Source organism: Streptomyces sp. NPDC048496, assembly GCF_043200055.1.
Taxonomy (GTDB): domain Bacteria; phylum Actinomycetota; class Actinomycetes; order Streptomycetales; family Streptomycetaceae; genus Streptomyces.
This window is the reverse complement of the sequence record NZ_JBICXB010000050.1, coordinates 1-19,311: the sequence shown is the minus strand read 5'-3', so window position 1 is coordinate 19,311 and position 19,311 is coordinate 1. Positions and strand designations below refer to the sequence as shown.

General features: G+C 70.4%; 17 protein-coding genes and 1 pseudogene. 8 read left to right on the top strand and 10 right to left on the bottom strand.

Annotated features, from left to right (window positions below; translation table 11 throughout):
* Positions 1 to 192: 192 nt before the first annotated feature.
* The gene (locus ACGFSA_RS29645; protein WP_393309124.1) at positions 193 to 1,029 is read left to right on the top strand and encodes an endo alpha-1,4 polygalactosaminidase; all 837 of its coding nucleotides are present in this window, start codon (positions 193 to 195) and stop codon (positions 1,027 to 1,029) included.
* A gap of 206 nt (positions 1,030 to 1,235) precedes the next feature.
* Here ACGFSA_RS29645 and ACGFSA_RS29640 read toward each other — a convergent pair whose 3' ends face one another.
* On the bottom strand, positions 1,236 to 2,015 hold the full coding sequence (locus tag ACGFSA_RS29640) for an adenosylcobinamide-GDP ribazoletransferase (RefSeq protein ID WP_393309123.1): 780 nt from the start codon (positions 2,013 to 2,015) through the stop codon (positions 1,236 to 1,238).
* A gap of 87 nt (positions 2,016 to 2,102) precedes the next feature.
* On the opposite strand from ACGFSA_RS29640, the gene ACGFSA_RS29635 reads away from it, so the two are divergent.
* Positions 2,103 to 2,864 carry a hypothetical protein gene (locus ACGFSA_RS29635; RefSeq protein ID WP_393309122.1) on the top strand — a complete coding sequence of 254 codons (762 nt, stop codon included), beginning with the start codon at positions 2,103 to 2,105 and terminating at the stop codon, positions 2,862 to 2,864.
* Here ACGFSA_RS29635 and ACGFSA_RS29630 read toward each other — a convergent pair.
* The 5 genes from ACGFSA_RS29630 to ACGFSA_RS29610 form a co-directional block, all read right to left on the bottom strand.
* Positions 2,807 to 3,544, bottom strand: coding sequence for a hypothetical protein (locus ACGFSA_RS29630; protein WP_393309121.1), 738 nt, complete (start codon positions 3,542 to 3,544; stop codon positions 2,807 to 2,809). The genes ACGFSA_RS29635 and ACGFSA_RS29630 overlap by 58 nt on opposite strands.
* Complete coding sequence (locus ACGFSA_RS29625; protein WP_393309120.1) at positions 3,541 to 5,340, bottom strand: phosphatidylglycerol lysyltransferase domain-containing protein; 1,800 nt, start codon at positions 5,338 to 5,340, stop codon at positions 3,541 to 3,543. The genes ACGFSA_RS29630 and ACGFSA_RS29625 overlap by 4 nt, the downstream gene beginning before the upstream one ends.
* 90 nt (positions 5,341 to 5,430) lie before the next feature.
* On the bottom strand, positions 5,431 to 6,513 hold the full coding sequence (gene cobT / locus ACGFSA_RS29620) for a nicotinate-nucleotide--dimethylbenzimidazole phosphoribosyltransferase (RefSeq protein ID WP_393309119.1): 1,083 nt from the start codon (positions 6,511 to 6,513) through the stop codon (positions 5,431 to 5,433).
* 316 nt (positions 6,514 to 6,829) lie between these two features.
* Complete coding sequence (locus tag ACGFSA_RS29615) at positions 6,830 to 7,657, bottom strand: class I SAM-dependent methyltransferase (protein ID WP_393309118.1); 828 nt, start codon at positions 7,655 to 7,657, stop codon at positions 6,830 to 6,832.
* 40 nt (positions 7,658 to 7,697) lie between these two features.
* A complete protein-coding gene (locus ACGFSA_RS29610) occupies positions 7,698 to 8,900 on the bottom strand; it encodes a bifunctional adenosylcobinamide kinase/adenosylcobinamide-phosphate guanylyltransferase (protein WP_393309117.1) in 1,203 nt (400 codons plus the stop codon).
* Between the two features lie 111 nt (positions 8,901 to 9,011).
* Here ACGFSA_RS29610 and ACGFSA_RS29605 point away from each other — a divergent pair, with 111 nt between their 5' ends.
* Positions 9,012 to 9,221, top strand: coding sequence for a hypothetical protein (locus tag ACGFSA_RS29605; RefSeq protein WP_030933634.1), 210 nt, complete (start codon positions 9,012 to 9,014; stop codon positions 9,219 to 9,221).
* Between the two features lie 69 nt (positions 9,222 to 9,290).
* On the opposite strand, the gene ACGFSA_RS29600 is transcribed toward ACGFSA_RS29605, so the two are convergent.
* From ACGFSA_RS29600 to ACGFSA_RS29590, 3 genes are all read right to left on the bottom strand, one after another.
* Entirely contained in the window at positions 9,291 to 10,367 is a 1,077-nt protein-coding gene (locus ACGFSA_RS29600; RefSeq protein WP_393309116.1) for a S1C family serine protease, read from the bottom strand.
* Positions 10,368 to 10,616: 249 nt separating this feature from the next.
* Complete coding sequence (locus tag ACGFSA_RS29595; protein WP_393309115.1) at positions 10,617 to 11,426, bottom strand: class I SAM-dependent methyltransferase; 810 nt, start codon at positions 11,424 to 11,426, stop codon at positions 10,617 to 10,619.
* A 41-nt stretch (positions 11,427 to 11,467) separates the two neighbouring features.
* Positions 11,468 to 12,067 carry a DUF3043 domain-containing protein gene (locus tag ACGFSA_RS29590; protein ID WP_393309114.1) on the bottom strand — a complete coding sequence of 200 codons (600 nt, stop codon included), beginning with the start codon at positions 12,065 to 12,067 and terminating at the stop codon, positions 11,468 to 11,470.
* A gap of 297 nt (positions 12,068 to 12,364) precedes the next feature.
* On the opposite strand from ACGFSA_RS29590, the gene ACGFSA_RS29585 reads away from it, so the two are divergent.
* The 5 genes from ACGFSA_RS29585 to ACGFSA_RS29565 all read left to right on the top strand — a co-directional run bounded on the left by ACGFSA_RS29585 (position 12,365) and on the right by ACGFSA_RS29565 (position 18,863).
* Positions 12,365 to 13,147: a PspA/IM30 family protein gene (locus ACGFSA_RS29585; RefSeq protein WP_366134536.1), complete on the top strand. Its 783-nt coding sequence runs from the start codon at positions 12,365 to 12,367 to the stop codon at positions 13,145 to 13,147.
* A 10-nt stretch (positions 13,148 to 13,157) separates the two neighbouring features.
* Positions 13,158 to 13,436, top strand: coding sequence for a hypothetical protein (locus ACGFSA_RS29580; RefSeq protein ID WP_359108480.1), 279 nt, complete (start codon positions 13,158 to 13,160; stop codon positions 13,434 to 13,436).
* Positions 13,437 to 13,586: 150 nt separating this feature from the next.
* Positions 13,587 to 14,849 (top strand): sensor histidine kinase, encoded by a 1,263-nt coding sequence (locus ACGFSA_RS29575; protein ID WP_393309113.1) that lies wholly within the window; start codon positions 13,587 to 13,589, stop codon positions 14,847 to 14,849.
* Positions 14,846 to 15,544 (top strand): response regulator, encoded by a 699-nt coding sequence (locus ACGFSA_RS29570; RefSeq protein ID WP_393309112.1) that lies wholly within the window; start codon positions 14,846 to 14,848, stop codon positions 15,542 to 15,544. The genes ACGFSA_RS29575 and ACGFSA_RS29570 overlap by 4 nt, the downstream gene beginning before the upstream one ends.
* Positions 15,545 to 15,707: 163 nt before the next feature.
* Positions 15,708 to 18,863, top strand: a complete 3,156-nt coding sequence (locus ACGFSA_RS29565; RefSeq protein ID WP_393309111.1) for an efflux RND transporter permease subunit — start codon at positions 15,708 to 15,710, stop codon at positions 18,861 to 18,863.
* Between the two features lie 144 nt (positions 18,864 to 19,007).
* On the opposite strand, the pseudogene ACGFSA_RS29560 reads toward ACGFSA_RS29565, so the two are convergent.
* A pseudogene (locus ACGFSA_RS29560) lies at positions 19,008 to 19,311 on the bottom strand (IS5/IS1182 family transposase); the annotation flags it as partial.

The window sequence follows — 19,311 nt, the reverse complement described above, 5'->3', positions numbered from 1 at the left end:
CCCGGCGCATCGTAGACGCCGCCGCAATGTGCCGGGAATGAGCCTACGCGCGCCTTTGCTGCGGGAACACGGCGGCGGGCCGTCTGCGGCCCGTTCCGGCGGCAGGGCTCCGGCTCCCGACCGGGCCGCGACGGCGCAACCGGCCCGGGAAGTAGGGTCGGTCGGAGGTGCCGGAGCGAGTGGGGGAGAGCGATGCGCGCCCAGCGGGCTGCACGCAGGACGAGACCGAAGTCGGCGGTGCCGGTCACCGTACTGATCCTGTCGGCGGTGCTGGCCGGCTGCACCTCGGCGCCTCGAACCACCTCCACGGGGCGCTGGCAGCCGAAGCCGGGCACTGACTGGCAGTGGCAGCTCTCCGGCCGCCTCGACCCCACCGTGGACGTTCCGGTGTACGACATCGACGGCTTCGAGCACGATGCGCAGGCGGTCGCCGATCTGCACCGCCGTGGCCGCAAGGTCATCTGTTACGTGTCCACGGGCGCCTGGGAGGACTTCCGCCCGGACGCCGGGAAGTTCCCCGCCTCGATTCTCGGGAAGGGCAACGGCTGGCCGGGGGAGCGCTGGCTCGACATCCGCCGCACGGATCTGCTCGGGCCGCTGATGGAGTCCCGGATCGAGATGTGCGCGAAGAAGGGCTTCGACGCGGTCGAGCCCGACAACATGGACGGCTACCGCAACCGCACGGGCTTCCCTCTGACCGGCGCCGATCAGCTGCGCTACAACCGCCTCGTCGCCCGCATCGCCCACCGCCACGGACTCGCGGTCGGGCTGAAGAACGACCTGGACCAGATCCCGCGGCTGGAACCGGACTTCGACTTCGCGGTCAACGAACAGTGCGCCCAGTATGACGAGTGCGACGGCCTCACCCCGTTCATCGAGGCGGACAAGGCGGTGTTCCATGTGGAGTACGAGGTGCCGGTGGCACGGTTCTGCCCGGAGTCGACGAGGCTGCGTCTGAGCTCGCTCCGCAAGAAGTACGATCTGGGCACCTGGCGCCGGAGCTGCGCGGCGAGCCCGTCCGCGGATTGAGGAGAAGACGGAAACCGGGTCGCCCCCCACCCCCGTCCGCCCAGGTTCTGTCCGGCCGGTCTTCGTGGGCCCGGAACGCCTGGCACGGCACCTCGCTGCGTTGTCGTCAGTCGCCCAAGTACGTCCAGTACGAGGACGATCCTCCGCCTTGCGATGCGCCGCACCAGACGCCCCGGGCTGATCCACGAAGATCAACAGGACAGGACCTACCCCAGGGCCAACGCCACCAGCGCCGCCGTCGCCGCCGTCTCCGCGACCGCCCCGAAGACATCCCCGGTCATGCCCCCGAACCGCCGCACGCAGTGCCGCAGCAGCAGCTGCGCGCCCATCAGCCCGGCCACTACGGCAAGGCCGTGGTGCAGCGCGCCGTACCCGCCGAACACCGCCCCCGCCCCCGACCCCGCGGCCACCACCGCGACCGTCACGGCCGCCGCCGCCCCCGTCGGCACCGTTCCCGCCACCGCTGCCCCCAGCCCCTCCGGCCGGGCCGGAGGCACGCCCTGACGGGACGCCAGCGTGAGCGCGAGGCGGGCGGTGACCCCCGCGACGACCGCGGCCACCGCGCCGTGCGCCCAGCCCTGCCCGTACAGCTCATCGAGGACGGCGACCTGGGCCAGGAGGACGAACAGCAGGGTGATGACACCGAATGGACCGATGTCCGACTGCTTCATGATGCGCAACGCGTCCGCCGCGGGCTTGCCGCTGCCGAGCCCGTCCGCCGTGTCGGCGAGTCCGTCGAGGTGCAGCCCCCGAGTGAGGACCGCGGGCACCGCGGCGGAGGCGACCGCCGCGAGCAGCGACCCGGACCCGAGCAGCAGCAGCAGTGCGCCGGGGACCGCCGCGAGCAGCCCCACCACCAGACCGGCGAGCGGGGCGCTCAGCATCCCGGCACGGGCGGCCCCGCGGTCCCAGCGGGTGACGCGGACGGGGAGCACGGTCAGGGTGCCGAAGGCGAAACGTATGCCGTGGCTGTTCAGGGAGGTCACGGCGCGCAGGCTAATCCCTTGGCCGGACCGCTAGATTGGCCGAAACGCTGCAAAGCGCCGCAAAAGCGGATCAATGGGAGTGGTGGCATGGGTCACTGGTTCGATCAGAACTTTGTCGAGCCGGGGAAGCTGCCCCTGCTTCTCGCTCTGGCCGCCTTCGTGCTGACCTTCGCCGTCACCCGTCTCATCACCCGGATGATCAGGGCCGGGAAGGGGCCGTTCCGCAACATCACGCCGGGCGGGGTGCACATCCACCATGTGGTGCCCGGTGTGGTGCTGACGGTGATCGGCGGCTTCGGCGCGGTCTCCAGCGGACGGCACGGCGTCGGGGCGGGCATCTGCGCGGTGATCTTCGGGATGGGTGCGGGTCTGGTGCTGGACGAGTTCGCCCTGATCCTCCATCTCGACGACGTGTACTGGTCCGAACAGGGCCGCCAGAGCGTCGAGGTCGTCGTCCTCACCACGGCGCTCGTCCTGCTCCTCCTCGGCGGCTTCTCACCGCTCGGGGTCAAGGAACTGACCAGCGATCAGCAGCAGGGCCGGTTCGGCATCGTCCTGACCCTGCTGATCAACTTCTGCTTCGTGCTGATCGCCCTGTTCAAGGGCAAGGCGCGGATGGCGGTGATCGGCACCCTGGTGCCGTTCGTCGCCCTGTTCGGGGCGATCCGGCTGGCCCGGCCGACATCGATGTGGGCGAAGAGGCTCTACCGCAACCGGCACCGCGCCCGTGCCAGGGCGGTGCTGCGCGCGTACCACCACGACCGGCGCTGGGTGGGGCCGCGCCGCAGGTTTCAGGACCTCATCGGCGGAGCGCCGGACCGGGACCGGCTTCCCCCGCCCACGTCCTGATCGCTGTGGGCGGGCAGCTGCCGACGCCGGTCGTGCCGGGCGGTGAGACCGCACAGGATCAGCACCGCGGCGATCGCCGCCAGGTGTTCCTTGCCCGCCAGGTTGTTCTTGAAGATCACTTCGATGACCATCACCGCGATCACCACCGCCCCGGTGCGCCAGGCCCGGTAGGCGTGGCACACATAGACCGCGACCCCGACCACCGCCGCCGACGGTCCGGTGTCGACGACCTGCGCGTCGGATGCGGGCAGTCCGAACAGCCCGTCGGGGCCGACCGCGACGCCGGTCCGTGCGTACAGTGTCCCGGCCAGCGTGGCGACGTACGCGATGAGCAGCGTGCGCCGCCGTCCGAGACAGACCTCGGCGGCCCCGAACACCACGAGCACCTGCGCCAGCGCACCCCACGCGGGCAGATTGAGCGCGGGGACGAACAGCGAAAGCGGGGTACGCAGCAGAACGGTCCACAGCGGGTCCTCGGCCCGCACCGAGCCGAGGACCCGCACCGGATGTAATCCCCACGGCTGGTTCTGCACCACATGGAGCAGCGCCGTCAGGCCGACCGCGGCCAGCGTCATCGGGACCGCGCGCAGCCGGGAACGGGTCAGCCCCCCGTGCACGGTCGAGAACAGCGGCCCCCATTCGCGGCGGGCGGCCTCGGGCAGCGCCGCCATCGGTCTCATCTAGGGGTCCCCAGGTGCGAGCGGTGCAGCCACTTGGGCAGCCCGGGCGCCTCCAGGAACCCTTCGGCGCGGCCCGCGGCGATGCCGATGCGCAGCAGGTCGGAGCTCTTCTCGAAGAGCATGAAACGCGGCTCCCAGATCGGTCGGTACTTGGCGTTGGCGCGGTAGAGCGACTCGATCTGCCACCAGCGCGAGAAGAAGCTGAGCAGCGAGCGCCACAGCCTCAGCACCGGTCCCGCGCCCAGCCGCGATCCCCTCTCGAAGACCGACCGGAACATCGCGAAGTTGAGCGACACCTGTGTGATCCCGATCTCCTTGGCGCGCTGGAGGAGTTCGATGACCATGAACTCCATCAGACCGTTCTCGGCGTCCCGGTCACGGCGCATCAGGTCCAGCGAGAGACCGTTCGGGCCCCAGGGCACGAAGCTCAGTACGGCGCGCAATTCGCCGGGGCCGTCCGCTCCTTCGCCTTGTTCCTTTTCCATCGAGTCACGGCATTCGAGCATCACGCACTGGCCGTCCGCCGGATCGCCGAGCCGCCCCAGCGCCATCGAGAAGCCGCGCTCGGTCTCGCCGTCGCGCCAGTCGTCGGCGCGTCGCACCAGTTCGGCCATCTCCTCGTCGGGGATGTCGGAGTGGCGCCGGATGGTCACCTCGTACCCGGCGCGCCTGATCCGGTTGTACGCCTGGCGGACGGTCCGCATCGCCCGCCCTTCGAGGGTGAACTCGGCAGTCTCCACGATCGCCTCGTCGCCGAGCTCCAGCGCGTCGAGCCCGTGCCGGGCGTAGACCGTGCCGCCCTCCTCGCTCACCCCCATCACCGCTGGGATCCAGCCGTGTTCGCGGGCCTCGGCCAGCCATGGTTCGATCGCGCCGGGCCAGGCCTCCAAGTCGCCGATCGGATCACCGGAGGCGAGCGAGACCCCGCCGACCACCCGGTAGGTGACGGCCGCCTTCCCGGTCGGCGACCAGATGACGCTCTTCTCCCGGCGCAGTGCGAAATAGCCGAGCGAGTCGCGTTCGCCGTGCTTTTCGAGGAGGGCGCGGAGCCGGTCCTCGTCCTGCGGGGTGATCGGGTCGACGGCCCGGAGTGAGCGGAACGCCACGTACACGACGGCGATCAGCAACAGGGTGGAGAGGATGTTGATGACGACATTGGCCCAGCCGGGCACGGTGATGCCGGGGAAGCGGGCTTCGTCGGTCGCGACCGACACCAGCCGCAGCGCGCCATAGCGCCAGCGGTCGAGGAAGGCCGACCGGTACTCGTCGTGCGCCGTGTTCGTGATGGTGACCAGCAGGGTGGCGATCAGCGAGGTGACCAGCAGCCCGCCGACGGCGACCACGGCCGCCAGCTTCGCGTTGGACCGGTCACCCTTCGCGTAGAACTCCCGCCGGCCCAGGATCAGCGCCACGACGAACGCGGCTGTCAGCGCCAGGGAGATCCAGTTCTGCGGGTACTGCCGGATCTCGGGAAAGACGATCACGAAGGCGAAGAGCAGCAGCAGGAGGCCGCTCAGCACCATGTTGACGATCCAGGCGGCGCGCTTGCGCCGTCGCATGGTGATCGCGAGGAAGAGAGCGACCACTCCGGAGGAGAAGCCCGCGGTGAGCAGATAGGGCGTGAAGTAGTTCTCGGTGTTGTGCCGGCGCAGGTCCTGACCTAGCGTGACCCAGACAGCGCTCAGGAAATTGATGAACGACACGATGCGCAGATACCAGATGGTGAATGCCGCACTGCGTCGTGAGCGGACGGTGCTCCGCCGGGCGTCCTGGCCGGCAAATCGAACCTCTCCCATAAAAAGCGATCATATGGTGCATTTCACTCCATGGGGAGGCCTGCTGCGGCCGGTGTCCGATGGCCGGCGGCCGCAGCGCAGCAGGGTCCGTCAGTCGTCGTCCGCGTCGGTCTTCGAGACGTCGTCCTCGCCGGTCGGCGCACGCTCGGGCAGCTCCGCCGCCAGCGCGGCGGCGGCCTGCACGAGCGGAAGCGCCAGCAGCGCCCCGCACCCCTCACCCACGATGACACCGTGGTCCAGCAGCGGGTTGAGCGCCATCCGGTCCAGCGCCTTCGTCTGTGCCGGCTCGCCGCTCACCTGACCGGCCAGCCACCAGTCCGGCGCCCGGAAGGCGGCCCGCTGAGCGACCAGCGCGCACGCCGACGAGACCACGCCGTCCAGGATCACCGGCAGCCTGCGCACCGCGCACTGCAGCAGGAACCCCGTCATCGCCGCCAGGTCCGCGCCGCCGACCGTGGCCAGCAGCTCCAGCTGGTCACCGAGGACCGGCCGGGCCCGACGCAGCGAGTCCCGGATGGCCGCGCACTTGCGCATCCAGGCGAGATCGTCGATTCCCGCGCCGCCGCGCCCGGTGACCACCGAGGCGTCCGTGCCGCACAGGGCCGCGATCAGGGTGGCCGCCGCCGTGGTGCCACCGACGCTCAGATCGCCGAGCACCACCAGATCGGTGCCCGAGTCGGCCTCCTCGTCGGCGATCGCGATGCCCAGACGTACCGACTGCTCGGCCTCCTCCGCCGTCAGCGCGTCCTCGATGTCGATCCGGCCGCTGCCGCGCCGCACCCGGTGACGCACGACCGACTCGGGCAGCAGCTCCGGCTCGCAGTCCAGGCCGGCGTCGACGATCCGCACCGGTACGGAGAACTGGCGGGCCAGCACGGCCAGCGGCGTCGCGCCCTCCAGTGTGGCCCGGACCAGCTCGTGGGCGGTCCCGGCCGCGCGGCCGGAGACACCGAGCTCGGCCACCCCGTGATCACCGGCGAAGAGCACCACGCGCGGCTGCAGGATCGGTCTGACCGGCACGGCCTGCTGGGCGGCCGAGAGCCACTCGCCCAGCTCATCGAGCCGGCCGAGGGCGCCCGGGGGCACGATCTGCCGCTCCCGGCGTTCCTCGGCGTCGCGCCGTACGCCGCCGTCGGGGCGTTCGATCAGGTCGGAGAAGTCGTCCAGATTCACGGGAGTCTGCCTCGCGGGTCGTTACGTGGTGTGGGCCGGTGAGCCCGGCGGCGGGCTCATTGCGGAACAGTACCTGCCACGATCCTGACGCCTCTTCAGTGCGACGGCCGGCCCTCACGGCCTCCCCCACGGCAGGGAGTGGGCTCCCGACGTCCTGCGACTCCTCCCCCAAGCTCTCGGCTTCGCTCGAGCAGGGAGGGGCCCCTTCGGCGTTGTCGTCGGTCACCGACGCTCCGCGTCGACTCCCTCCTCCGCCTTGCCATCGAAGCCGCACGACGCCGCTCGCCGATCCACTCCCTGTCGTGGGGGGAGGCCGTCAGGCCCCGAAGCGCAGCAGCGTCATCGCGGGGGTCAGCGTTCGCAGCCCCGGCGTCAGATGCTGGAGCCGGATCAGTTCTCCCATCGCGCCCCGCCCCCGCGGCAGCCCCAGCGCGCGCACCTCGGTGATGTTCGGATGCGCACTGCGCAGCTTCTTCCGCTCGCCCGGGTCCATCGCCCAGTGCATCGGCGGGACGGTCATGGAGCCGACCTTCAACTTCCCGGCCACCGTCCACTTCGCCGGCCGACGCGCCATCGAGTCCAGGACGAGCACCCCGCCCGGCAGCCGTTCGGCGCAGGTCGCCAGGATCTTCCGTACCTCCCAGGGCTGCAGATACATCAGCAGCCCCTGCGTCGTGACGATCACACCCCGGCCCACAGGGTCCTCGATCTCGTCCAGCCAGGAGAGATCGGTCGCCGACCGGGAGAGCGTCCGCAGCCGGTCCGAGGAGGGCAGCAGCGCGCGGCGCAACGCTGCCACCTGAGGCAACTCCACGCTCAGCCAGGTGAGCCGCCCGTTGTCGACCCGCCAGAAGCCGGTCTCCAGACCGTCGCCGAGCGCGACGACGGTGGCCTCCGGATGCCCGCGCAGATAGCCCTGCACCGTCAGGTCGAAGCAGCGTGAGCGCAGCGCCTGCGCCTGCGAGCGGAAGGCGTCCGGCCGCCCGAAGCGCTCCTCGAAGGGGTAGTCGAGGTCCGCCATGAGCTGCAACGCCATCGGATCGTCGATCACGGGATAGAGCTGCCCCGCCTCGTACGCCCGGTTGTAGAGCGTCCAGAGCAGGGTCTCCGGAACGCCTTCCAGCATCGGCCTCACTCGTGCCATGTCCGCTCCCTTCCTGCCGCTGATCCCGTTGCGATACGGGTCAGCCGCGCAGCGTCAGCGCCTGACCGGCCACCACCAGCAGCACGTGCTCACACTCGTCGGCGAACGCGGCGTTCAGCCGCCCCAGCTCGTCCCGGAACCGCCGGCCCGCGGCTGTCGCGGGCACCACGCCCGAGCCGACCTCATTGGTCACGGCGACGACCGTACGCCGCGTTCCGCGCACTGCGCCGACCAGTTCGGTGATCCGCTCCCGCAGCGCACTCTCGCCGCCGTCCGCCCACGCCGCGTCGTCCCAGGCGTTCACCCGGTCCATCGCGTCCGTCAGCCACAGCGACAGGCAGTCGATCAGCAGCGGCGGCCCGTCCGACTCCAGCAGGTCCACCAGCTCACAGGTCTCCTCGGTGCGCCAGGCGGCCGGTCTGCGCTCCCGGTGCAGCCCGACCCGGGCCATCCACTCCGCGTCGCCTTCGCGGCCGCCGCCGGTCGCCACGTACACCACCTCGGGGAAGGTCTCCAGCCGCCGCTCGGCCTCCACCGACTTCCCGGACCGCGCACCGCCCGTCACCAGCGTCCGCCGCGGGACATCCGGTACGGCGTGGTACTCGCCGACCACCAGTGTCGTCCCGTCCGGCACGGTCCGGGCGCCGGCCGCCGCGAGCCGCCGGTCCAGCTCGGGGCCGGTGGGCGCGTCATGGTCCAGATGAACGGCGATGACCTCGGTGGCCGGCCCGATCGCTTCGACGGCCCGCAGCCTGGCCATGGCGTCCGGGCGTCCGGTCACATCACCGACCACCATGTCGTACGGCTCCGCCACCCGGTCCGTGAGACCGGCGGGGGCCGCCCCCGGCGGCATGTACAGCAGCCGCGCGCCCTCCGCGGACGTCACCTCGTACCCGGTCCCCGGCGAGTCCATCGGCACCGCCCGGATCCGGTGCCCACTGATCAGCGTCAGCACCCGCCCGTCCGGCACCCGTCCGGCCGGGGGCAGCCCGGCGGGCAGCTCCACGGCGGGCCCGTCGTGCGGATGGGTGAGCAGCACCTGCCGTACGCCGGTCAGTGAACGACCCGCGCGTGCGGCGGCGAACACGGCCCCCGGGGTGAGGTCGAGCAGCAGCGCGCCGTCGACCAGCAGTGCGGTCGCGGCGCGCGCCCACACCCCGCGGGCGGTGGCACAGGCGGCGCACGGACAGTCGGGGCGCGGCAGCCCGTCGGGGGCTCCGGTGCCGAGCAGTGTCAGTTCCACGCTCCGATCCTCCCGCGTCCCCGCACCGACTGCGCGACCAACCCCATGGATCTCGGTCCGAAAGGCCCCAGGCACTAGGCTGCGGGCAGCAACGCGACCCAGGAGGCGGACATGGCGTGGACGTGGCGGTTCGAGAAGTCCGACGGTACGGAGACGGAGCCGGCCCTGCAGCCGGAGGAATTCACGACCCAGGGCGATGCGGAGTCATGGATCGGTGAGTTCTGGAAGGAACTCCTGGACGGCGGGGCGGACCAGGTGACCCTCTTCGAGGACGCGACGAAGATCTACGGCCCGATGAGTCTCCAGGCCGACCAGGGCTGACCGCCGATACGGGCGTACGAGGGCCCCGGGCGCCGTTCCTCGGCATCCGGGGCCCTCGCACGGCAGCGGTCAGATCTCGCCCAGCGTGACGACCGCAGTCCTTTCCACACCGTCGCGCAGATACGTCACCTTGACCTTCTGGCCCGGCTTGTCGTTGGCCAGCGTCTCGGCCAGCTCCGTCATCGTCGTGACCCGTGTGTCGCCGATCTTCGTGATGATGTCGCCGACCCGCAGTCCGGCCTTGTCCGCGCCGCCGCCCGCCGTGACGGTGACCACCGCGATTCCGAACGGCTGGTAATTGTCGTCGACGACCGTGCGGCCGGTGATGTTCAGCGCCGCCCGCCCCGAGTCGGTGACCTTGCCGCTCTTGATGATCTGGTCGGCCACCGTCTTCACCATCGAGGCGGGGATCGCGAATCCTATGCCCGGTGCCGCGCCGTTCATCTGCGGATCCGTCGCCGCCAGCGTCGGAATGCCGATCACCTCACTGTTCAGGTTCACCAGCGCACCGCCACTGTTGCCCGGGTTGATCGCCGCCGAGGTCTGCACCATGTTCGCTATGGTCGCCCCGGTGCCACCCTCCGTCCGGCCCTCGCTGACGGTCCGGCCGACCGCCGACACGATGCCCTGGGTGACGCTGCTGGACAGTCCGAGCGGCGAACCCATCGCCAGCACTATCTGGCCGACCTCGACCTTGTCCGAGTTGCCGAACTTCGCCGGCTTCAGCCCGCTCGGTACGTTGTCGAGCTTGATGACGGCCAGGTCCTGCTCCGGATAGGTGGCGACCAGCGAGGCGCCCAGCACCTTCTCGCCGGTGGCGACGGTGACCTTGAACCTCTTCTCCGGGCCGACCACATGGGCATTGGTGACGATATGGCCCTTGTCGTCGTAGACGATGCCGGATCCGAGGCTGTTGGCGGCTTCGATCTGTACCACGGAGGGCAGCACATTCCTGATGACGGCCTCGTACTCGGCCTGCAGGTCACTTGCGGCCTGGGAAGTCGCGTGCGGCGAGGCCGACTTCGTGGCATTGGCGCTGGCCGAGTCCGAGTCGGAGCAGCCGGACACCAGGGCCATGGCACAGACACCTGCGGTCAGAGGCAGCAGCAGCCGGTACAGACGGCGGCGCGAGTGGGAAGCATCCATGTCTGAATCATTGCTTTTAACCCTATTGGCGGCCTGTTGGGTTCGGCCGATCGGGTGATGCCCGCTCCTCGTCCATCCCTCAACCATCCCCAGGGATTTCCGGCGGATCATGCCCGGGGCCGCGGCGCCCGGCGCGGCACCTCGCGGCGCCGCCGATACGTCCGGAACAGTTCGCCACCTGGACGCTCCGGCGCCTTGCGACGCACCGCACCGGGCGCCGCGACGGGGCAAAGCTTGCCGGGAGGGGTACTAGCCGCGCACCCCGCACAGATGCAGCAGCGCGGCAACCCGGCGGTACGGGTCCGTCCGTCCGGCCCGGTCCTCCGCGGCCAGCACCCGGTCGAGTTCCGCGGCGGCCGGCAGCTCCACGTCATCGCTCACCTGGTCCGTGAAGATCCGCACCCCGTACCAGGCGTGCAACGGCGCCGCGATTCCGGCGAGCGTGGCCGTGAGGGCGTCCAGCCGGTCGGCGCGGACCGTCAGGCCCAGCCGGTTGGTGTACGTATCCGTGTCGAACGCGGCCAGCGCCGTGTCCCAGTCCCCGGCGGTGCCGGGCCGCATCGCCAGCGCGTCGCCGTTCCGTACGAGCAGCGAGAGCAGCCCGCCGGGCGCCAGCATCCGGGCCAGCCCCGCCAGCAGCGCGTCCGGCTCCCGGACGTACATCAGTACGCCGTGACAGAGCACCACGTCGAAGCTGCCCGGCAGGAAGTGCACGCCCGTGTCCAGGCCGTCGCCCTCGATCAGCCGGACCCGCTCCCGGATGCCCGCGGGCTCGTCCCCGAGCGCCTCGCGGGCGGACCTCAGCATCTCGGCGTCGGACTCCAGGCCGGTCACCGTGTGGCCGGCCCGGGCCAGCCGCAGCGCCTGCGTGCCCTGTCCCATGCCGACATCGAGGACCCGCAGCCGCTGGCCGACCGGGTAGCGCGCGGCTATCTGCTCGTCGAGCTGCCGGGCGACGAGCTCCTGGCGGACGGTGTTGCGCAGCCCCCCGAGCCCTGCGAGCCACGCCGAAGAGGCCCCGGTGAACCCGGAGTCCTTGGAGGGGGCACCGTCCGGCAAGCCTGCGGACGGACCACCGACCGAGCCGGAAAGCTCCGTACTCAGGGCCGCTCTCCGCGCTTGACCTGCGGCTTCGGCAGACGGAGCCGACGCATCTGAAGCGTACGCATCAGGCCGTAGGCGACCGCGCCGCGCTTCGGCGTATTGGGGAAGCGCGCGTTGAGCTGCTTCTTCAGCCGGAACGCGAGACCGATCGAGTCGATGACGATGAGCACGATCACGCCGAGCCAGAGCAGCAGCGAGATGTTCTGGATGTTCCGCACCTGGATCACGCTGAGGATCAGGATGATCACCGCGAGCGGCAGGAAGAACTCCGCGATACAGAAACGTGAGTCGACGAAGTCGCGGACGAAGCGCCGCACCGGACCCTTGTCACGGGCCGGCAGGTAGCGCTCGTCGCCACTGGCGAGCGCCTCGCGCTGCTTGGCCAGGTCCACCCGGCGCGCTTCGCGCTGGCGCTTCATGGCCTCCTTGCGGTCGAGCGGCGCGCCACTGGAGGCACGACGGCGCTGCGACTGGGCATCGCTGCGCTTGGGGGTGGGGCGACCTTTGGGGGCCTGCGGGTCGCGGGGCTGCGTGGAGAGGTCCGCCGTCACCTTGGTGGCGGGGGCCTTCTCATCCTTCGAACGGCTACGGAACACAAAACCCAAGGGTACGGGGTCGGCCGCGACGACCCCAGCCCGGTCGGGAACGATCCGGCAACGGCCTGCGTCCTCCCAGGTGTCCCGAGAGGGGGCAGAACGGACGTTGCGACCGGTTTCCCCGACAGCCACCTACTCCCTGGGCCGGAGCGGTAACCGGGGGCAGTCGTCCTTGGGGAGGACCACATCCGTGCTCGAACAGTGCGGTAATAGAGACAGGGCCCGTACTGTGGGTTCTGTTGGAGTGCTGGAGCCCAGTCCGTCAGAAGGGGGCGCGCGAAGCCCATGAGCGGTGTCATGAAGCGTATGGGGATGATCTTCCGCGCGAAGGCAAACAAGGCCCTTGACCGGGCCGAGGATCCGCGCGAGACCCTCGATTACTCGTACCAGAAGCAGCTGGAGCTGCTTCAGAAGGTGCGCCGCGGTGTCGCCGATGTGGCGACCTCGCGCAAGCGCCTGGAGCTGCAGCTGAACCAGCTGCAGGGCCAGACGTCCAAGCTGGAGGACCAGGGTCGCAAGGCGCTCGCGCTCGGGCGCGAGGACCTGGCCCGCGAGGCGCTGTCCCGGCGCGCCGCACTCCAGCAACAGGTCACCGACCTGGAGACGCAGCACACGACGCTGCAGGGTGAGGAGGAGAAGCTCACTCTCGCGGCCCAGCGGCTGCAGGCCAAGGTCGACGCCTTCCGTACGAAGAAGGAGACCATCAAGGCCACCTACACCGCCGCCCAGGCGCAGACCCGGATCGGCGAGGCGTTCTCCGGGATCTCCGAGGAGATGGGCGACGTCGGCCTGGCGATCCAGCGGGCCGAGGACAAGACCCAGCAGCTGCAGGCACGCGCCGGTGCGATCGACGAGCTGCTCGCCTCCGGCGCCCTGGACGACCCGACCGGGACGGCGAAGGACGACATCGCCGCCGAGCTCGACCGGATCTCCGGTGGTACGGATGTGGAGCTGGAGCTGCAGCGCATGAAGGCCGAACTGGCCGGCGGCTCCACCCCGCCACAGGCCATCGAGGGCGGCCCGCAGGACGCCGCCCAGCAGCAGTCGTCGCAGTCCCCGCACAGGTTCGACAAGCAGTAAGGCGGACGTCATGATCGTTCGGATCATGGGGGAGGGCCAGGTAGCCCTGGCCGACAGCCACTTCGCTGAGCTCAACAAGCTCGACAACGAGCTGCTCGCCGAGATGGAGAGCGGCGACGGCCCCGGCTTCCGCGCCACGCTCCAGGCGCTCCTCGCCAGGGTGCGCGAGCTCGGCACACCTCTGCCGGACGACTCCCTGGAGCCGTCCGAACTGATCCTGCCGTCTCCCGACGCCACCCTCGAAGAGGTACGCGACATGCTCCGCGACGGCGGCCTGATCCCCGGCTGACGCCGGTCGCTCCAGCACCCGCACGCACTGTGCCCCGTGTCCGGTCCGCCGGCCGCGGGGCATGGTTCTGCCCGGACTTTCGCGTTCTGCGTGCGGTCCCGGCCGCGAGCGGACCGTATCCGTGCGCGACACGCCGTACCGTAGTTTGACGTGACCACCCTCGGAACCGGGTTCCTGCGCGCCCGGCACTGGCTGCGCGACCATCCCCTCGCGTTCGACGGTGCGCTCGCCGTGGCCGTACTCGTTGCGATGATCGCCGGATCGTTCACCGACCCGAACGCGCCGAACGGGCCCAGCTTCGGCACCCGCACGCCCGAGGCGGGCAGCGTGGTCCTGATGGTGCTCGCCGCCGCCGTGCTCGCCCTGCGGCGTCGCAACCCGATGGCGGTGCTGGCCGCCACCGGTGGGCTGTCCATCGTCGAGTTCGTGCTGGTGGACCCGCCCGCCCCGGTGGTCATGGGCGCGGTCATCGCGCTCTACACGGTCGCCGCGTCCACCGACCGGCCCACCACCTGGCGGGTCGGCCTGCTGACCATGGCCGTGCTGACGGCGTCCGCGATGGTCTTCGGGGAGTCCCCCTGGTACAGCCAGCAGAACCTCGGGGTCTTCGCCTGGACCGGCATGGCCGGCGCCGCCGGGGACGCCGTCCGCTCCCGGCGGGCGTTCGTCGACGCGATCAGGGAACGCGCCGAACGGGCCGAACGTACCCGCGAGGAGGAGGCCCGGCGGCGGGTCGCCGAGGAACGGCTGCGGATCGCCCGCGATCTCCACGACATCGTCGCCCACCACATCGCCCTGGTCAATGTGCAGGCCGGGGTCGCCGCCCACGTCATGGACAAGCGCCCCGACCAGGCAAAAGAGGCACTCGCCCACGTCCGGGAGGCCAGCCGTTCCGCACTGGGCGAACTCCGCGCCACGGTCGGGCTGCTGCGCCAGTCCGGCGACCCGGAGGCGCCGACCGAACCGGCACCCGGCCTCGCGGTCCTCGACGAGCTCGTGGAGACGGTCCGGCGCGCCGGGCTCCCGGTCGAGGTGGCCTGCGTCGACCGCAGGCCCCCGCTGCCCGCGGCCGTCGACCTGGCCGCGTACCGGGTGATCCAGGAGGCGCTGACCAATGTGCGCAAGCACGCGGGCCCTGGGGCGAAGGCCGAGGTCAGTGTCGTACGGGTCGGGGCGACGGCCGAGGTCACAGTCCTGGACAACGGCACGGGCAGCCCCGAGGGCGCGGGCGCCGACGGCGGCGGCCACGGTCTGCTCGGTATGCGCGAGCGCGTCACCGCCCTGGGGGGCATCCTCACGGCCGGACCCCGCTACGGCGGCGGATTCAGGGTTCATGCGATCCTGCCGGTCAAGGCCCGCACGGGAGAGCCGGGGACGCCGGGAGTGGCGGGCCGGACGGGGGAAGGCGCATGACACCATCACCCATCAGGGTGCTGCTCGTCGACGACCAGGCGCTGCTGCGCAGCGCGTTCCGGGTGCTGGTCGACTCGGAGCCCGACATGCAGGTCGTCGGCGAGGCGGCCGACGGCGCGGAGGCCGTGGCGCTGACCCGCTCGACGCGCCCCGATGTGGTGTTGATGGACATTCGGATGCCCGGTACGGACGGACTGGCCGCGACCCGGATGGTCAGCGCCGATCCGGAGCTGGCGGACGTACGGGTCGTCATGCTCACCACCTTCGAGGTCGACGAATATGTGGTGCAGTCGCTGAGGGCCGGTGCCTCAGGCTTCCTCGGCAAGGGCGCCGAACCGGACGAACTGCTCAATGCCATCCGTATCGCCGCGGGTGGCGAAGCGCTCCTCTCGCCGGCCGCCACCAAGGGACTGATCGCCACCTTCCTTGCGCAGGGCGGCAGTTCGGACGGTGAGGGGCCGAGCGCCGCGGAGTACTCCGAGCGGCTCGACGCACTCACCGGCCGCGAACGAGAGGTACTGGTCCTCGTCGGGGGCGGGCACTCCAACGACGAGATCGCCGAGCGTCTCGCCGTCAGCCCACTCACCGTCAAGACTCATGTGAACCGGGCCATGGCGAAACTGGGCGCCCGTGACCGGGCTCAATTGGTGGTATTTGCTTACGAATCGGGCCTGGTGCGCCCACGGGTGGAATGAAGGGTGGAGGCGGCGTACTCCACCTGCGGTATGCGCCACATAAGAAAGTGACCCTGGGGTCGACGCTTTTGCCCCTGTGGATGAGCGATGGTGTAGCTGGGCCGGGCCTGTCCCCGAGTCACCCGCCCACCTGCCGCGTAAGCCACAGAAGAGAGACCCACCCATGTCCTGGCTGTCCAGATTCAGCCTCGCGCAAAGGGCCCTGATCGGGCTGATCTCGATCGTCGCACTCGTCTTCGGAGCGATCGCGATCCCGCAGCTCAAGCAGCAGTTGCTGCCCACCATCGAACTCCCGATGGTCTCGGTGCTCGCCCCCTACCAGGGTGCGTCCCCCGATGTGGTCGAGAAGCAGGTCGTCGAACCGCTCGAGAAGTCCATCAAGGCCGTCGACGGCGTCACCGGCGTCACCTCGACCGCCAGCGAGGGCAACGCCGTCATCATGGCGTCCTTCGACTTCGGCAGCGAGGGCACCAAGCAGCTCGTCGCCGACATCCAGCAGGCGGTCAACCGTGCCCGCGTCCAGCTGCCCGACAACGTCGACCCGCAGGTCATCGCCGGTTCGACGGACGACATCCCGACCGTCGTCCTCGCTGTCACCTCCGACAAGGACCAGCAGGCGCTCGCCGACCAGCTGGACCGCACCGTCGTGCCCGCTCTGGAGGACATCGACGGTGTCGGCCAGGTCACCGTCGACGGTGTCCAGGACCTCCAGGTCTCCATCACCCCCGACGACAAGGAGCTCGCGGCCGCCGGTCTGAACGCCGGATCCCTGGCCCAGGCCCTCCAGGCGGGCGGCGCCACGGTCCCGGCCGGATCGTTCTCGGAACAGGGCAAGAGCCGCACCGTCCAGGTCGGCGGGGCCTTCACCTCCCTGAAGCAGATCGAGGACCTGCGGGTCGCCGGTCAGGACCCGGCCACCGGCAAGCCCGGCAAGCCGGTCCGCATCGGTGACATCGCCACGGTGAAGCAGGAGCCGTCCACCGCGGTCTCCATCACCCGTACCAACGGCAAGCCGAGCCTCGCCGTGATGGCCACGATGGACAAGGACGGCAGCGCCGTCGCCATCTCGAACGCCGTCAAGGACAAGCTCCCGGACCTCCGCAAGGACCTCGGCGCCGGCGCCGAACTGACCGTCGTCTCCGACCAGGGCCCCGCCGTCTCCAAGGCGATCTCCGGTCTGACCACCGAGGGCGCGCTCGGCCTGCTCTTCGCGGTCATCGTGATCCTGGTGTTCCTCGCGTCGCTCCGCTCGACGCTGGTCACCGCGGTCTCCATCCCGCTCTCCGTGGTTCTCGCGCTGATCGTGCTCTGGACCCGCGACCTGTCGCTCAACATGCTCACGCTCGGCGCGCTGACCATCGCGATCGGCCGAGTCGTCGACGACTCGATCGTGGTCCTGGAGAACATCAAGCGTCACCTCGGCTACGGCGAGGAGCGGCAGTCCGCGATCATCACCGCGGTCAAGGAAGTGGCCGGCGCGGTCACGTCCTCGACCCTCACCACGGTCGCGGTCTTCCTCCCGATCGGTCTGGTCGGCGGCATGGTCGGCGAGCTGTTCGGCTCGTTCTCCCTGACCATCACCGCGGCTCTGCTCGCCTCCCTGCTGGTCTCGCTGACCGTGGTCCCCGTCCTGTCCTTCTGGTTCCTGCGCGCCCCCGAGGGCAGCACGGAGAACCCGGACGAGGCCCGTCGCAAGGCCGAGGAGAAGGAAGCCCGCAGCAGGCTCCAGCGGCTGTACGTTCCGGTGCTGCGCTTCGCGACCCGGCGCCGTATCACCAGCATCGTCATCGCCGTCGCCGTGTTCGTCGGCACTTTCGGCATGGCGCCGCTGCTCAAGACCAACTTCTTCGACCAGGGCGAGCAGGAAGTCCTCTCCATCAAGCAGGAGCTGGCCCCCGGCACCAGCCTGGCGGCCGCCGACGAGGCGGCCAAGAAGGTCGAGAAGCTCCTCGACGAGGACAAGGGCGTCAAGGACTACCAGGTCACCGTTGGCTCCTCCGGCTTCATGGCGGCCTTCGGGGGCGGTACGGGCGCCAACCAGGCTTCCTACCAGGTCACCCTGAAGGACTCGGCCGACTTCGATGCCACCCAGAAGCGCATCGACGAGGGCCTCGGCAAGCTCGAGGGCGTCGGTGACACCACCATCGCCGCGGGCGACGGTTTCGGCAGCCAGAAACTCAGCGTCGTGGTCAAGGCCGCCGACGCGGACGTCCTGAAGAAGGCCTCCGAAGAGGTCCGGGCCGAGGTGGCGAAGCTCAAGGACGTCACCGACGTCCAGAGCGACCTGGCGCAGAGCATCCCGCGGATCTCGGTCAAGGCCAACGCCAAGGCCGCGGACGCCGGCTTCAACCAGACCACGCTCGGCGCGGCCGTCGCCGGAGCGGTGCGCGGCACCCCGTCCGGCAAGGCGATCATGGACGACACCGAGCGTGACGTCGTCATCAAGTCCGCCCACCCGGCCACCACGATGGCCGAGCTGAAGAACCTCTCGCTCGGCCCGGTCAAGCTCGGTCAGATCGCCGACGTCGAGCTGGTCCCCGGACCGGTCTCGATGACCCGGATCGACGGCCAGCGCGCCGCGACCATCACGGCCAGGCCGACCGGTGACAACACCGGTGCGGTCAGCGCCTCGCTCCAGACGAAGATCAACGCTCTGAAGCTCCCGGACGGCGCCACCGCCTCCATCGGCGGGGTCTCGCAGGACCAGAACGACGCGTTCATGAAGCTCGGCCTGGCCATGCTCGCGGCCATCGCGATCGTCTTCATGCTGCTGGTCGCCACCTTCCGGTCGCTCGTCCAGCCGTTGATCCTGCTGGTCTCCATTCCGTTCGCGGCGACCGGAGCGATCGGACTGCTCCTCATCACCGGTACCCCGATGGGCATCGCGGCGATGATCGGCATGCTGATGCTGATCGGCATCGTGGTGACCAACGCGATCGTGCTGATCGACCTGATCAACCAGTACCGGACGCAGGGCATGGGCGTCGTCGAAGCAGTCGTCGAGGGCGGCCGCCACCGCCTCCGCCCGATCCTGATGACGGCACTCGCGACGATCTTCGCCCTGCTCCCGATGGCGCTCGGCGTCACCGGCGAGGGCGGCTTCATCTCGCAGCCCCTCGCGGTCGTGGTGATCGGCGGCCTGGTCACGTCGACGCTGCTCACGCTGCTGCTGGTGCCGACGCTCTACGCGATGGTGGAACTCCGCAAGGAGCGCCGCGCGACGAAGAAGGCCATCAAGCGCGCGAAGAAGGCGGGCGTTCCGGGCCCGGCCCCGTTGGAGGAGACCACCTCCGAGGAGCCGGAGCCTGCGAAGGCCTGACGACCAGCACACACGAGGGCCCCGGCACCGGTGAACGGGATGCTGTTGGTTAATTCGGGTCCTTAATCACTTCGCCCCGCCGAGCTTTGGCTCGGCGGGGCGAAGTGCTGCGAAGTGGCTGGTGCGGGTGCGGGCCCGGGGCGTTTGCGCCTCGATGTCATAGGGCGTGACCAGGCGCGTCGCGCCCGGCGGCCGGTCTTTTGGGTCCCGACGCCTCACCCCGCCCTCGACCAGGTGGAAGTGCTGGACCCACACCTGCCGCAGGACCTGAACCTCCTCGATCTCCCGCACCCCAGCGGGTGCCCGGGGCGAGGAGACGGCCTCAAGCAGCCGCATCCCGTCCCTGCCGATCCTCTGGCCGACCTCGTCACGCTTGGTGCGGGCCTTGGGGAACCGGGAGTCCTCGGCCCGGGTGGCGTAGTACCTGAACCAGTCCGGCTCCGCGATG